The sequence below is a fragment of the Streptomyces sp. RKAG337 genome (assembly GCF_023701715.1).
Lineage (GTDB): Bacteria > Actinomycetota > Actinomycetes > Streptomycetales > Streptomycetaceae > Actinacidiphila.
This window is the reverse complement of the sequence record NZ_JAJOZA010000001.1, coordinates 7,142,775-7,156,296: the sequence shown is the minus strand read 5'-3', so window position 1 is coordinate 7,156,296 and position 13,522 is coordinate 7,142,775. Positions and strand designations below refer to the sequence as shown.

The following is a 13,522-nucleotide window of genomic DNA, read 5'->3' as shown; positions in this document are numbered from 1 at the left end:
GGCCGCTGGTGACAGCGGCCGGGCGCGGCATCGTGAACTACGGGTAGCTGACGAGGTTGGCGACGTTGCTGCCCGAGTTGGACGGGCCGCCGGTGGAGTTGATGACGTGGTTGATGGTTCCGGTGCCGCCCAGGGAGACGGTCACCATGTTGTGGAACTTCACACCCGAGGTGTTCGGTACTTCGAAGGAGTGCTCCTCGACGACCGCGGGATTGCTGCTGAAGTAGCAGTAGCTGCCGAAGCCCCATGCCTCATGACTGGTGACCGAGTCCGCGACCTTGTAGGCGGCGTAGCCTCGGGTGCCCCCGTTCATCCAGGCCGCCTGGTTCGGCGGATCGTAGGGAAGCTCGTTCTGGTAGAAGTACGTGCGGCCGCCGTTGCCGTTCCAGATGGTCTGGTACTGCTGGTAGTGCTCGACGAACAGCCCGTACATCGTGACGTTGTTGCCGTTCACGACCAGTCCGGTGGCAGCGGTGTTGGACGTCCATCCGACGCCGCTGCCGTGGTCGGCCCGCCACAGCCACATGTGGTCGCCGATGACGTTGGAGCTGTTGACCACCAGACTCTGGGTGGCCTTTCCGACGCCCGCGCCGCCGATGCGGAAGAACACGTCGTGCAGGGAGGTCGGGTCGGCCGAGTGGCTCTGGTTGGAGCCGGCCGGACCGACCTGCATGAGCGTCGCGGAGTTCACCGAACCGGCGTCGATCAGCAGTCCGGCCAGCTTCACTCCGTCGACGTCGGCGACCGACATCGCGGTCACGCCGTTGTCCGGGACCAGCGTGGCGAGGCCCAGACCGAGGACGACGGTGTCGGGACGGGTCACCCTGATCGTGTCGTTGAGGTGGTAGACGCCCGGGGTGAACAGCAGGTTCTTGCCCTGCGCGAGGGCCCCGTTGATGTCGGCCGAGGTCGCGCCCTGCTTGACGATGAAGAACTGGCTGATGGGCAGCGAGGAGCCGGCGGCCGTGCCGTTGGCCCAGGTGGTGCCCGTCGAGTTCGCCCGCAGTGCGGGGACGAACACCTGGTAGGCGCCCGCCGCGTCGATGTAGAGGAACGGCTTCTCACGTGTGACGGGGGTCTGGTTCACCGTGGTGTAGGGCGGATTGGGGAAGGTGTTGGCGGGCGCGTTGGGGTCGCCGACGAAGACCATGTTCCAGTTGGATCCGGTCCAGCTGCCCCACTGGCTGTTCCGTGACAGCCACTGCTGCTGCGAACCGGAGCGCACCTGGCCGTCGACCTTGGAGTCGGCCATGAAGCCGCCGCTGGACCAGCCGCCGTCGTCCAGTGCGAGATTGCCGCGCACATGCATACGCCGGTACGGCGCGGCCTGCGAGACGGCCCACCGGTCGGTGCCCGAGGTGGGGTTGACGGAGAGGTTCTCGGCGGAGCGCCAGAAGTTCTGGGTGGCGTTGCCCTGGAACCAGTCGGCTTCCGCGTGCACACCGCCGTTGATGGTGACCGCGTCGGGCGACAGGCCGAGACCGGCCACCTGTGTGTAGAAGCCGACGTTGACATCGGCGTTGTAGGTGCCCGGCTTGAACAGCAGCGCGAAGCGGTTGGCGCCGAACTGGTTGGTCTCCTGCTGGCCGAAGACGGTGTTCAGCCGGCTCTGGATCGTCGACGCGGACATCGACGGGTCGAAGACGGAGACGTTGGGGCCCAGGTCAGGGGTGCCGGGCGGGTTGTCCGGCGGGGTGCCGGTCGCCGGGGTCACCTGGAAGGACTGGGCCGTGCTGCCGTTGCAGGCCCACTGCTGCAGCTGGACGCTGTTGGCGGTCGAGGCACTCGGCACGTCCAGGCACTTGCCGCTGTTGCGGCTGACGAAGTGGTACGAGCCGCCGGTCTCCTCGACCGGCAGCCACTGCTGGTTGTTGCCGCCGCCGTAGGTCCACAGGTGGATCAGGCCGCCGTCGGCGGTGGAGACGTCGGCGACGTCCCACACCTGGGCTGCGTTGCCCTGGCTGTTGACCCGGACGTAGCCGTCACTGGTGGCCTGGAACTGCCACTGCTGCGCGGCGGTGCCGTTGCAGGTGTACTGCTGCACGGCGGTGCCGTTGGCCGTCGAGGCGGCGCGGGCGTCCGCGCACAGGCCGCTGTTCTTGTTGGCGACGGTGACGAGCCCGGTGGGCAGCGCCGCCGCGGACGCCTTGCCGGCCGGCGCCAGGAGCGTCCAGCAGGTCATGGCGAGGACGACGAACGCCAGCGCCAGCGGTGCCGCTCTTCGGGCGGTGAGCGGATGGTTCGAGTGTCGTGCGGTCACGGAGTACTCCTGTCGTTGTGGGGTGCGGCGGTCATCAGCTGGGGAGCGCCCACTGCTGATTGGCCGACCCCGCGCAGTCCCACAGCTGGAGGCGCGTGCCGTTGGCCGAGCTCTGCCCGGTGGCGTCGAGGCAGCGGCCCGAGGCGGGGTTCACCAGCGTGTTGCCGGAGCGGGTCCACTTCTGGGCGCCGCCGCCGGAGCAGTCCCACAGCTGGATCTTCGTCCCGTTGGCGGTGCCCTGGCCGGTGGCGTCCATGCACTTGCCCAGCGCCTTCAGGGAGCCGTCCGCGGCGACGGTCCAGTTCTGGGCGCCGGTGCCGTTGCAGTCGTAGAGCTGTACGGCGGTGCCGTTGGCCGAACTCGCGGCCGCCGCGTCGACGCACTTGCCGGCGATGCCGGTGATCCGCCCGGTGGGCTCGGTCCCGCCGCCACCGTTGTTGCCGGTGATCGCGTTGAAGGTGCGGGCGAACTGGTACGGGCTCTGCGAGGTGCCGCTGCAGCTGTCGGACAGGGTGCCGTTGCTGGCGCAGGCCTTGTCCCGGCCCAGTGCCCAGAAGGACAGTTCCTGGATGCCGTGGCTGGCGGCGAAGGTCTCCAGCGAGGTGGCGTTGGCGGTGCTGAAGACCTCGTTGGTCGAGTCGTTCACCCCGATCATGGGGGTGTTGCCCTCCATCGCCCACAGCTGGTCGGAGGTCTTGGTGTTCCAGATCTGGCCGAGCTGGCCGTGCAGGGCGGTGGCGGCGTTGATGGCGGCCTGGCCCATGTCCATCGAGGGCCCGTAGTCCATCGTCATGATGTTGACGACGCTGACGTTGAGGCCGCGGCTCTTCGCGTTGTTCAGCAGGCTGATGGAGTTGGACTCCAGCCCGGTCGGATTGACCGGGAGGGTGTAGTCGACGGCGAGGGTGCGGCCGGCCGCCGCGTACTGCTGCTGCAGGGCGGCGAGTGCCTGGTTGCGGCGGTCGTTGGCGGCGGTGTCGTTGAGCGCCCCGCCTTCGATGTCCAGGTCGATACGGGTCAGGTTGAGGGTGTCGACGACTCTCTTGTACTGCGCCTGGAGCGAGGAGACCGACGTACACGCCTGGCCGAGTTCGGTGCCGGCGGCGCCGCCGAAGGAGGCGATGACATCGCCGCCGGAGGCGCGCAGGCTGTTGATGGCGTTGGTCCATCCGGCGTCACCTATGTCGGTGTTGCCGTTGAACGTCGCGTTGCATCCGCCGCCGCCGATGACGAAGGCGAGCGTGAAGTACTTGAGGCCGGTGGCGGCCTGCGCACTGGCCATCGCCGAGGGCGAGTTCCAGGTCTCGACGTAAGGAGCCGCGTAGTGCGCGGGGAATCCGGGTCCGGGGTTGGCGGCGGCGTTCGCGGCCGGGCTGCTGCCGAGCAGCAGACCTCCGGACATGATCGGGATCGCCGCGGCGACCAGGGTTTTCTTCAGGCGTGACCAGGGCATGGCTGTCCTTCGGAACGTGCGCCGGGGAGCGCGTGGGGGTGCCCGCCGCCCCAGGGGTGGCGGAGTCCTGACCGGTGGTGCGCAGGCTGCGGCACGCCCCGGTGTGGTGCGGCTCCGGGCGTGTCGTGGCCGGTGGTGCGACCGGTGCACGGCTGGTGTGCGGCCGTGCATCAGCTGTGGTGGGACGAGCCGCCGGTGATCTGGTGGGGGTCGGCGGCGGCCGCCGGAGAAGGCCGGGTAAGGAAGTTGCGGAAGCGCGGCTTCTTTTATCACCACTTAGTTCAAGGGGTGATTGAACTCGCGTGATCATGGTCGCGTCAAGGGTCTGGACCAATCAAATGGAACTCGCCCCACCACGCCCTTTCCGCTGCCGCCGCGCCCGCGCGACGGGTGGTGGCCGTACCCGGGCCGTTGGGCGAAGATGACTTCCGGACGCCCGCCCCCTGCAGACAGGCCCTCTCATGAGCCCCTCACCCCAGTCATCCGGGACCACGACGTACGACGTCATCGTGATCGGCGCGGGCCCGGTGGGAGAGAACCTCGCGGACCGCACCCGCGCCGCGGGCCTCACCACCGTCGTCGTGGAGAGCGAACTCATCGGCGGCGAATGCTCCTACTGGGCCTGCATGCCCAGCAAGGCGCTGCTGCGCCCGGTGGCCGCGCTGGCGGGCGCCCGCGCCGTCGCCGGTTCCCGCGAAGCGGTGAGCGGCGGTCTCGACGCCGCCGCGGTGCTGGCCCGGCGCGACGATTTCGCCTCGCACTGGAAGGACGACGGACAGGCCGCCTGGCTGGAATCCGTCGATGTCGACCTGGTGCGCGGCGAAGGGCGGCTCGACGGGCCGCGCCAGGTCGTCGTCCGCACACCCGAGGGAACGGAACGGACGCTGACCGCCCGGCACGCCGTCGCGGTCTGCACCGGCAGCCGCGCCGTCCTGCCGGAACTGCCCGGCCTCGACGAGGCGCACCCGTGGACGAGCCGGGAGGCCACGTCCTCGCCGGCCGTGCCCGGCCGGCTGGTCGTGGTGGGCGGCGGCGTGGTCGGCGTCGAGATGGCGACGGCCTGGCGGGCGCTGGGCTCCGAGGTCACCCTCCTGGTGCGCGGCGCCCAACTGCTGCCCAGGATGGAACCGTTCGCGGGCGAGTCCGTCGCGACGTCACTGACCGAGGCGGGCGCCGTCGTACGCACCGGGGTCGACGTGGCGGCCGTCCGCCGGGAGTCGCCGTCCGCACCGGTGACCGTGATCCTGGAGGGCGGGGAGGAGATCGAGGCGGACGAGGTCCTCTTCGCCACCGGCCGCGCCCCGCGGACCGACGGCCTCGGCCTGGAGACCGTCGGGCTCACCGATGGATCATGGCTGGAAGTCGACGACTCCTGCCGGGTCACCGCCGTCGACGGCGGCTGGCTGTACGCGGTCGGCGACGTCAACCACCGCGCCCTGCTGACTCATCAGGGCAAGTACCAGGCGCGGATCGCGGGCGCCGCCATCGGCGACCTCGCGGCCGGCCGGCCGCTGGACACCTCGCCGTGGGGTCCGCACGCCGCGACCGCCGATGTGGCGGCGGTACCGCAGGTGGTGTTCACCGAACCCGAGATCGCCTCCGTCGGCCTGACCGCCCAGGAGGCCGAACGCGCCGGACGCCGGATCCGCGTCGTCGACCACGACCTCGGCCGGGTCGCCGGCGCGTCCCTCTACGCGGACGGCTACCGCGGCCAGGCCCGCATCGTCATCGACCTGGACCGCGGCCACCTCATCGGCGCCACCTTCACCGGCCCCGGCGTCAGCGAACTGCTGCAGTCCGCCACCATGGCCGTCGCGGGCGAGATCCCCGTCGACCGCCTCTGGCACGCCGTCCCCGCCTACCCGACGATCAGCGAGGTCTGGCTGCGGCTGCTGGAGACCTACCGGCAGTAGTCCGCCCTGCGGCCGAGCGCCTTCGTCGGCTCGGCCCCGGTCATCGACGAGCGGCCCTTGATGTCGCGCTGCCGGCCGGCGCCGAGCCGACCTAGTCACCTGGCCAGGTACCGGTGACGCGGCGCCAGCCGACGGCGCCGCCGCGCTGTACCGCCGCGCGGACCACCGAGAAGATCAGGCCCTCGATGGCCGCGGCGGCGAGCACCTCACCCCATGTGTGGTCGCTCTCGAGCGGTTCCGGAGCGTCGCCGGGCCCGACCCGGTCCCACACCTTCCGGAAGATCAGGCCGGCCACCGCGCCGCCCGCCATCCCGACGATGAGACCGATCGGTTTGTACACGACTTTCGCTGCCTTGGGCACAGCGCTGCCTCCTTCTGCTTCACCAGGATCCGCCTCATCGCGGCGGTGGTCCGACTGCCCTGTTCTCCTGCCCCTACGCCTTCCGCTCCTCGGCCCGATCAATCGGGTGACGAGATGTTTTCCCCACCGGGTCGCGGGTTAGCCGAACCCCATGAGGCCCGTTCGCACCGTCCGACCGGGCCGCGGCCCGCACGACATCGCGATACCCCGGTACCGCGATCCGTCGCCGCGTCGCCGACCCGCGTTACGGACAACGGAGGCTGTGGACATGGACCGACCCCGGATCGTCGTCGTGGGAGGCGGGTTCGCCGGGCTGGAGTGCGCGCGCCGGCTGGAGCAGCTGCTGGGTCCCGACGAGGCGCAGATCTCGCTGGTCACCCCCTTCGGATACTCGCTGTACCTGCCGCTGCTGCCGCAGGTCGCCTCCGGTGTCCTGACGCCGCAGTCGGTGGCGGTCTCGCTGCGCCGGGTGCTGCGGCGGACGGCCGTCGTGCCGGGTGGGGCGATCGGTGTCGATCCGCGGGCGAAGGTCTGCATCGTGCGCAGGACCACCGACGAGATCACCGACATCGCCTACGACTACCTGGTCCTGGCGCCCGGCAGCATCACCCGCAGCTTCGACATTCCGGGGCTGGAGGAGAACGCGCGGGGAATGAAGACACTGGCCGAGGCGGCGTATCTGCGCGACCACGTCATCGCGCAGCTCGATCTCGCCGCGAACAGCACGGACCGCGCGGAGCAGGCGGCCCGGCTGCAGTTCGTGGTGGTGGGCGGCGGCTACGCCGGTACGGAGACGGCCGCCTGTCTGCAGCGGCTCACCACCGGCGCCCTCAAGCGCTATCCGCGGCTGGACCCGTCACTGATCAAGTGGCATCTGGTCGACATCGCCGACAAGCTCATGCCGGAACTCGGCGACGAGTTGGGCCGCAAGGCCATGACGATGCTGCGCAAGCGCGGCGTCGAGGTGTCGCTGGGCGTCTCCGTCGCCAAGGCCGCCCCGGAGAGCGTGACCCTCACCGACGGGCGGGAACTGCCCTGCCGCACGCTGGTCTGGACGGCGGGCGTCGCCGCCAGCCCCCTGATGGGGACCCTGGGCACGGAGACGGTCAAGGGACGCCTCGTGGTGACCCCGTCGATGGAGGTCCCCGGCCTGGACGGCGTCTTCGCACTGGGCGACGCCGCCGCCGTTCCGGATCTGGCCCGGGGCGACGGCCGGATCTGCGCGCCCACGGCGCAGCACTCCCAGCGGCAGGGCAAGGCGGTCGCGGGCAATGTCGTCGCGGCACTGCGCGGCCAACCGTCGCGCCCCTACGTGCACAAGGACCTCGGCCTGGTCGTCGACCTCGGCGGGACGGACGCGGTCTCCCGGCCGCTGGGCATCGACCTCGCCGGTCTGCCGGCGCAGGCCGTGGCCCGCGGCTACCACCTGATGGCGCTGCGGACCAATGTCGCCAAGGTGCGGGTGATGACCAACTGGCTGCTCAACGCCACCGCGGGCGACGACTTCGTCCGCATCGGCTTCCTGGCCCGGCGCCCCGCCCGGCTGCGGGACTTCGAGTACACCGACGCCTATCTGACGCCGGACCAGATCCGTGAGCACACCGCCGCGCCGGCCGCGCGTGCCTGATCGCCCGAGGAGGCGTTCCATGGCGTCGTCAGACACCACAGACAGCAGAGCGGGTTCCGGCGCGGGCGCGGCGGAGACCGGCACCATAACCACCGCGGTACCCGCCCGCCTCGACCGCCTGCCGTGGTCGAAGTGGCACTGGACCATCGTGATCGGTCTGGGAACGGTGTGGATCCTCGACGGGCTCGAGGTCACCGTCGTCGGCAACATCGCCGGCCGGCTCTCCGAGCAGGGCAGCGGACTGTCCATCACGTCCGCGCAGGTGACCGGTCTCGCCGCCGCCCTGTACGTGGCGGGGGCCTGTGTGGGCGCGCTGTTCTTCGGCTGGCTCACCGACCGCTACGGCCGCAAGAAGCTGTTCCTGATCACCCTGGCCGTCTATCTCGCGGCCACGGCGATGACCGCGCTGTCGTTCCAGTCCTGGTGGTTCTTCACGTTCCGCTTCCTGACCGGGCTGGGCATCGGCGGTGAGTACGCGGCGATCAACTCGGCCATCGACGAGCTGATCCCGTCCAAGTACCGCGGCCGGGTCGACCTGATCATCAACGGCAGTTTCTGGCTGGGCGCCATCGCCGGCTCCCTGCTGTCGGTGCTCATGCTCGACACGAACATCTTCCCCGCCGATCTGGGCTGGCGGCTCACCTTCGCCCTGGGGGTCGTGCTGGGTCTGATCATCCTGGTGGTGCGGCGCCATGTGCCGGAGTCGCCACGCTGGATGTTCATCCACGGACGGGGCGAGGAGGCGGACGAGCTGGTGTCGTCGGCCGAGGAGCAGATCACCCGCGAGACCGGACGCGAGCTGCCGGAGCCCGCCGGCGAGATCACCGTCCACCAGCGCACCTCGATCGGCTTCGGCATCATCGCGAAGACCGTCTTCGGCGACTACCCCAAGCGCGCCACGCTGGGTCTGGCGCTCTTCGTCGGCCAGGCGTTCCTCTACAACGCGATCACCTTCGGCTTCGGAGCGATCCTCACCACGTTCTACGACGTCCCCACCGGGCACACCGGCTACTACTTCGCGGTGATCGCCGCGGGCAACCTGATGGGTCCGCTGCTGCTGGGACGGCTCTTCGACACCTGGGGCCGGCGCCCCATGATCGCGGGTACCTACATCGGCAGCGGCCTGCTGCTGTTCGGCACCGCGTGGCTCTTCGGGGCCGGGCATCTGTCGGCCGACACGCTGACGGCGTGCTGGTGCGTGGTGCTGTTCTTCGCCTCGACGGGGGCCAGCAGCGCGTATCTCACCGTCTCCGAGATCTTCCCGATGGAGACCCGGGCGATGGCCATCGCGTTCTTCTACGCGATCGGGACGGCGGCGGGCGGCATCACCGGACCGCTGGTGTTCGCCAAGCTCACCGAGTCCGGGGTGGTCGACGACACGGTCCTGGCGTTCTGCATCGGTGCGGCACTGATGACGGTGGCCGGCGTCGTCGCCGCCTTCCTGGCGGTACCGGCGGAGGGGCGTTCCCTGGAGGACATCGCCACCCCGCTGTCGGCCGCGAAGCCGTCCGCACCCGAGGGGTCCGCACCCGAGGCGTCCTCCACCTCCACCTCCACAGCGCCGGCCACCTGACGGCCGGAGCGGTCAGGCGGCGGCAGCCGGGCGAGTGCGGTCCGGCGGGCGCGGTCAGGCGGGTGTGCCGAACCAGTCCATGCAGACGACCAGTGCGTCGTCGTCCCCCTGGGACGAGCCGCGGTGTGTGGTGAGTTCCCTGAGTACGGCCCGCGGCACATCGGCCGCGGGCAGCAGCCGGGTGCCCAGGAACGCGCGGGCCAGCGCCCGGTCACCGTACGCCTCACCGCCGGCGTCGGTGACGGCGTGCACCCCGTCACTGACGAACAGCAGCCGGTCGCCGGGCAGCACCCGGATCGACTCGGGTTCGTAGTGGGTGCCGTCGAACATGCCCAGCGGGAGCTGGGCCTCGAACGTCAGGGGCCGTACCGTTCCGTCCCGCAGCACGAACGCCCTCGGCGATCCCGCGTCGATGATCTCCACCAGGCCGGTGGCCAGCTCGAACCGCAGCAGCAGGCACGACAGGTGCCAGGTGCCGTGGTGCTGGCCGTACACCGCCTGGTCGGCGAGCGCGGCCTGGTCGGCCAGCGGGAGCCCGGCGCGCCGGGCGTTGCGCAGCGCGCCCACGCCCAGGCCGGTGAGCAGCGCGGCGTTGATGCCGTCACCCATCCCGTTGGTGATCGACAGGGTGAGCGCGTCGGGCGAGGCGGACCAGTCGAAGTTGTCCCCGAAGGTGTCGTACGCGGGCTCCAGCTGTGCACCGAGGGCGAACTCGGGCCGGCTGCAGGAGCGGGCGGGCAGCAGCTGCCACTGCATCTCGGCGGCGAGGGTGAGCCGGTCCAGCCGGCGCGCCTGGACGTAGAGGTCGGTGTCGCGCTCGGCGACCACCACCTCGTGGGCGAGCAGCCCGGCGATCTCCAGCAGCTCCGTGGTGGCGGCCGGGTCCGGCGGCTCCGCGAACGTGACACTCAGCACGCCGAGCCGGTCACCGCGCGCGGTGACCGGCAGGTGCAGGACGCTGCCGCCGCCCCGCCGCTCGGCGTACGGTTCCTGCGAGCCGAAGGCCCGGCCCGCGCCCGATCCGTCCACCGGCAGCGCCGGGACGCCGTGCGGCGGGACCGTCATCGCCTGCAGGTGTCCCAGGCCGTAGTCGGCCATCAACAGCTGTGCGTCCAGGGCGTCGTGGCAGCGGGCCAGGACCGGCCGCAGGGCGTCGAGCAGGGCGGGAGGCGTCGCGGCGCGCAGGGCGCGCCCGGAGTCCTGGAGAGCGTTCACTGGTGGCTGGCCACGCCTTCGGTCGATGGGTCGGTACGCACCGGCGGGAGCCGGAAAGCTGACAGTTGGGGTCGGACAGTGCGAAGGTGAAGGCTATGCACTCCTCCCGATCCGCAACCCACCTCGAGGAGGCGGCAGGCGCCGCCTCGGAGATCACTGAGCTTCTCGAGGTGTTGTGGGGCCGTGGACGTGACGATTCCGCGGCTCCGGTGTCCGCCTCACAGCTGCGGGTGCTGTTCATACTCGCGGACAACGAGGGCATCAATCTCCGCACCCTGTCCGAAGCGCTGGGCTCGGCCCCGCCGTCCGTCAGCAGACTCTGCGACCGGCTGCAGGCCGTCGGATACCTGGAGCGCGATCCCAATCCGGCGAGCCGGCGCGAGGTCCGGCTGCGGCTCAGCGGACGCGGCGTGAAGTTCCTCGACGAGTTGCGGGCCCGGCGCCGCGAGCAGCTGTCGCAGGTGCTGGCCACGATGCAGCCGGCCGCGCGGACGGCCCTGCTGAGCGGGTTGCGCGCGTTCCGGGACGCCGCCGCTTCCGAGGCGTCGCCGCTCCCGGCGCACACGGTCGCCGCGCACATCGCGTAGGCGCCGTCCGCGGCGCGCGGGGTGTTCACCGCGGTGATGTTCACCGTAGCCGGAATCCGATGATGCAGGTGTCGTCGTCGGTGTCGGAATTGCTGTGGGTGAGCAGCCGGTCGAGGTCCTCCTCCAGGTCGCCGGTGGGCGGCCCGGCATCGCGCAGCAGCTGCTCCAGGGACTGATTGACGGTACGGTCCCGGCGCTCCAACAGCCCGTCGGTGTAGAGCAGCAGGGTGTCCCCCGGCTCCAGGACGACCGTCTCCTCCGCGTAGCTCGCCTCGGCGACGGCGCCGAGCAGGATGCCGGCGGGCAGCGGCAGCACCGTGGACCGCGCGCCGCGGACCAGCACCGGCGGCGGGTGCCCGGCACGGGCCCAGCGGACCACCCGGGTCGACGGGTCGTACAGCCCGCAGACGACGGTGGCGGTGACGTGTTCGGTGAGCCGGTGGGCGACGGTGTTGAGCCAGCCCAGCATCCGGCCGGGTCCCGCACCGGTCGCGGCCAGGCCGCGCAGGGCGTTGCGCAGCACGACCATGCCGGTGGCGGCGTCGATCCCGTGCCCCGCGATGTCACCGACCACCAGCAGGACCTGCTTGCTGGGCAGCACGACGGCGTCGTACCAGTCGCCGCCGACCAGGTGGCCCTTCTCCGCGGGCCGGTAGCGGACCGCGACCTGCAGCCCGGACGCGTCGATGGGCGCGGGGGCCGCCGGCATGATGGCGCGCTGGAGCTGCAGGGCGAGCAGGTCGCGTTCGTCGGCCCGCTGCTCGGAGTCGGCGAGCTGGTTGCGGGTGGCTGCCAGCGCGACCTCCGTCCAGTGCTGCGCGGAGACGTCCTGGTAGGCGCCGTGCACGGTCATCGGGCCGCCTTCCGGGCCGGCCGCCGGTTCCGCGACCACCCGGATGTACCGGACGACTCCGTCGGGGCGCAGCAGCCGGAAGGCCGTGGAGCCGGACCCGCGCTGGTGCAGCACCTCCCGCAGGAACCGTCCGATGATGTCGGCGTCGTCGGGGTGGGCGTGGTGGCGCAGCCGTTCCAGCGGAATCGGCGCGGAGTCCGGCGGCAGCCCGTAGATGTCGAACAGCTGGCTGTTCCAGATGACCTCGCCGGTGGCCGGGGTCTCCTCGAACCCGCCGATCCGGCCCAGCCGCTGGGTGTGCTCGACCAGTGCCGCCAGCCGGGTCGCCTCGTTATGGGTGCGCCAGCTCACCAGCAGGGCGTCGCCGTACCGTCCGATGCCCAGCGCGGCCGTCGGGTGCGGCGCCGTGCCCTCGGGGGCGGCCGGCAGGACCGTCCGCTCGGTGCGGAACGGCTCGCCGGTGGTGTGGACGCGCAGCGCCCGCTCGTACAGGCCGCCGTCCGCGGCCGCGAGCGGGTAGGCCTCCAGCAGCGGTCGCCCGGTGATGTCGGCCCGCGGGCGGCCGGCGAAGTCCGTGAAGTGCTCGTTGGTGTACGTGATCCGGAAGTCGCAGATCCGGCCCTGGTCGTCCAGCAGCGGTTGGAGGACCAGCGCGGGGTCCAGGAGGCCTTCGGCGAGGCCGCCGAGCCGGGTGGCGCTGTCGTCCCGGACCGCTCCGCCGCCGGGTGCGGCGGAGCCGGTCCCCTCCAGCGTGTGCGCGCACAGCCCGGCGAGGGCGGTGAGCTGACGGTGGACGGCGCGCGGCAGCGGTGTGCCGGGCTCCGGCCAGCACACTTCCAGGACTCCGACCGTGCGGCCGGCCCGCTGCGCGGGGATCAGCGCCCGGGCGCCGGCACCGCTGCCGGACAGGCCGATGGACGCGGCCGACGCCGGCGGGGCGCCGTGCCACAGCGTCCGCCCCGACAGCAGCGCCTGCTGGGCCAGCGTTCCGACGCGGGGCGGCACGTACCGCCAGCGGACGGCCTCCGCCGGGGGGAATCCCGCGCTGCCGGCGAGGGTGAGCGAACCGTCCTGGTCGGCCTGCCACACCGCCGCAGCGGTGGCGCCCAACGGCTCCAGCGCGTGGACCAGCAGCGACTGGGCGACCGTCTGCGCGTCGGTGCCGCTGAGCGCTCCGGCCTCGGCGATCCGCAGCCGGACGGACACCGGAGGCGCGGCGCGGTCGGCGCCGTCGTCCGGAGCCGGGACGGCCCGCGACAACGGGTCGTGTGCCGCTTCGTTGACGATGTCGGCGGCCAGCTCGGCGGCCGGCAGCCCGGCGCGGGCGGCGAGTTCCTCCAGGTGTCTGGCGGCCTCGGCGGGTCCGTCCACGCCGCGTTCGACCAGGATGCCCTTCGCCACATCGAGCAGCCCCTGCGTGGCGGCCGCGTTCTGCTGCGCGTCGAGCCTGCGGCGCAGCCGCTCCACGACCGCCGCCAGCCGCTCCACACCGGATCCGCCCGCGCCGGTCCCCGCGAGCGGTCCGGGGGGCACCGGCCGCCCGGTGTCCGGCACGGACTCGGGGGTGGGGTCGTTCACGGGCGCGGGTCCTTCGGGTCGGAAGAGCGGTTTCGGCACGGGGGCCGCCGCCGGCCGCGGTGTCGACGGCCCGGGCGGTGCGGGTGAGGTGAGTGGCGCGGC

General features: G+C 71.8%; 9 protein-coding genes. 4 read left to right on the top strand and 5 right to left on the bottom strand.

Annotation, left to right across the window (positions count from 1 at the left end):
• Nucleotides 1-37: 37 nt before the first annotated feature.
• Nucleotides 38-2,182: an RICIN domain-containing protein gene (locus LNW73_RS31695; RefSeq protein ID WP_250993101.1), complete on the bottom strand. Its 2,145-nt coding sequence runs from the start codon at nt 2,180-2,182 to the stop codon at nt 38-40.
• 112 nt (nt 2,183-2,294) lie between these two features.
• Nucleotides 2,295-3,713, bottom strand: a complete 1,419-nt coding sequence (locus LNW73_RS31690; protein ID WP_250992297.1) for a ricin-type beta-trefoil lectin domain protein — start codon at nt 3,711-3,713, stop codon at nt 2,295-2,297.
• A gap of 461 nt (nt 3,714-4,174) precedes the next feature.
• On the opposite strand from LNW73_RS31690, the gene LNW73_RS31685 reads away from it, so the two are divergent.
• Entirely contained in the window at nt 4,175-5,626 is a 1,452-nt protein-coding gene (locus LNW73_RS31685) for a dihydrolipoyl dehydrogenase family protein (protein ID WP_250992296.1), read from the top strand.
• 91 nt (nt 5,627-5,717) lie between these two features.
• On the opposite strand, the gene LNW73_RS31680 is transcribed toward LNW73_RS31685, so the two are convergent.
• Nucleotides 5,718-5,987 (bottom strand): DUF4235 domain-containing protein, encoded by a 270-nt coding sequence (locus LNW73_RS31680; protein ID WP_308407754.1) that lies wholly within the window; start codon nt 5,985-5,987, stop codon nt 5,718-5,720.
• Nucleotides 5,988-6,255: 268 nt separating this feature from the next.
• On the opposite strand from LNW73_RS31680, the gene LNW73_RS31675 reads away from it, so the two are divergent.
• Both LNW73_RS31675 and LNW73_RS31670 read left to right on the top strand, forming a co-directional pair.
• Nucleotides 6,256-7,614: an NAD(P)/FAD-dependent oxidoreductase gene (locus tag LNW73_RS31675; protein WP_250992295.1), complete on the top strand. Its 1,359-nt coding sequence runs from the start codon at nt 6,256-6,258 to the stop codon at nt 7,612-7,614.
• Nucleotides 7,615-7,633: 19 nt separating this feature from the next.
• Nucleotides 7,634-9,187 (top strand): MFS transporter, encoded by a 1,554-nt coding sequence (locus LNW73_RS31670; RefSeq protein WP_250992294.1) that lies wholly within the window; start codon nt 7,634-7,636, stop codon nt 9,185-9,187.
• Between the two features lie 54 nt (nt 9,188-9,241).
• Here the strand turns inward: LNW73_RS31670 and LNW73_RS31665 are convergent, their stop codons facing one another.
• The gene (locus tag LNW73_RS31665; protein WP_250992293.1) at nt 9,242-10,402 is read right to left on the bottom strand and encodes a PP2C family protein-serine/threonine phosphatase; all 1,161 of its coding nucleotides are present in this window, start codon (nt 10,400-10,402) and stop codon (nt 9,242-9,244) included.
• Nucleotides 10,403-10,497: 95 nt separating this feature from the next.
• On the opposite strand from LNW73_RS31665, the gene LNW73_RS31660 reads away from it, so the two are divergent.
• Nucleotides 10,498-10,989 carry a MarR family transcriptional regulator gene (locus LNW73_RS31660; RefSeq protein WP_250992292.1) on the top strand — a complete coding sequence of 164 codons (492 nt, stop codon included), beginning with the start codon at nt 10,498-10,500 and terminating at the stop codon, nt 10,987-10,989.
• 40 nt (nt 10,990-11,029) lie between these two features.
• Here LNW73_RS31660 and LNW73_RS31655 read toward each other — a convergent pair whose 3' ends face one another.
• A complete protein-coding gene (locus tag LNW73_RS31655) occupies nt 11,030-13,420 on the bottom strand; it encodes a SpoIIE family protein phosphatase (RefSeq protein WP_250992291.1) in 2,391 nt (796 codons plus the stop codon).
• Nucleotides 13,421-13,522: the final 102 nt, after the last annotated feature.

Bases quoted from the DNA above. Each gene is read 5' to 3' on its own strand.
- LNW73_RS31695 (WP_250993101.1), bottom strand. From the start codon at position 2,182: ATGACCTGCTGGACGCTCCTGGCGCCGGCCGGCAAGGCGTCCGCGGCG.
- LNW73_RS31690 (WP_250992297.1), bottom strand. From the start codon at position 3,713: ATGCCCTGGTCACGCCTGAAGAAAACCCTGGTCGCCGCGGCGATCCCG.
- LNW73_RS31685 (WP_250992296.1), top strand. From the start codon at position 4,175: ATGAGCCCCTCACCCCAGTCATCCGGGACCACGACGTACGACGTCATC.
- LNW73_RS31675 (WP_250992295.1), top strand. From the start codon at position 6,256: ATGGACCGACCCCGGATCGTCGTCGTGGGAGGCGGGTTCGCCGGGCTG.
- LNW73_RS31670 (WP_250992294.1), top strand. From the start codon at position 7,634: ATGGCGTCGTCAGACACCACAGACAGCAGAGCGGGTTCCGGCGCGGGC.
- LNW73_RS31660 (WP_250992292.1), top strand. From the start codon at position 10,498: ATGCACTCCTCCCGATCCGCAACCCACCTCGAGGAGGCGGCAGGCGCC.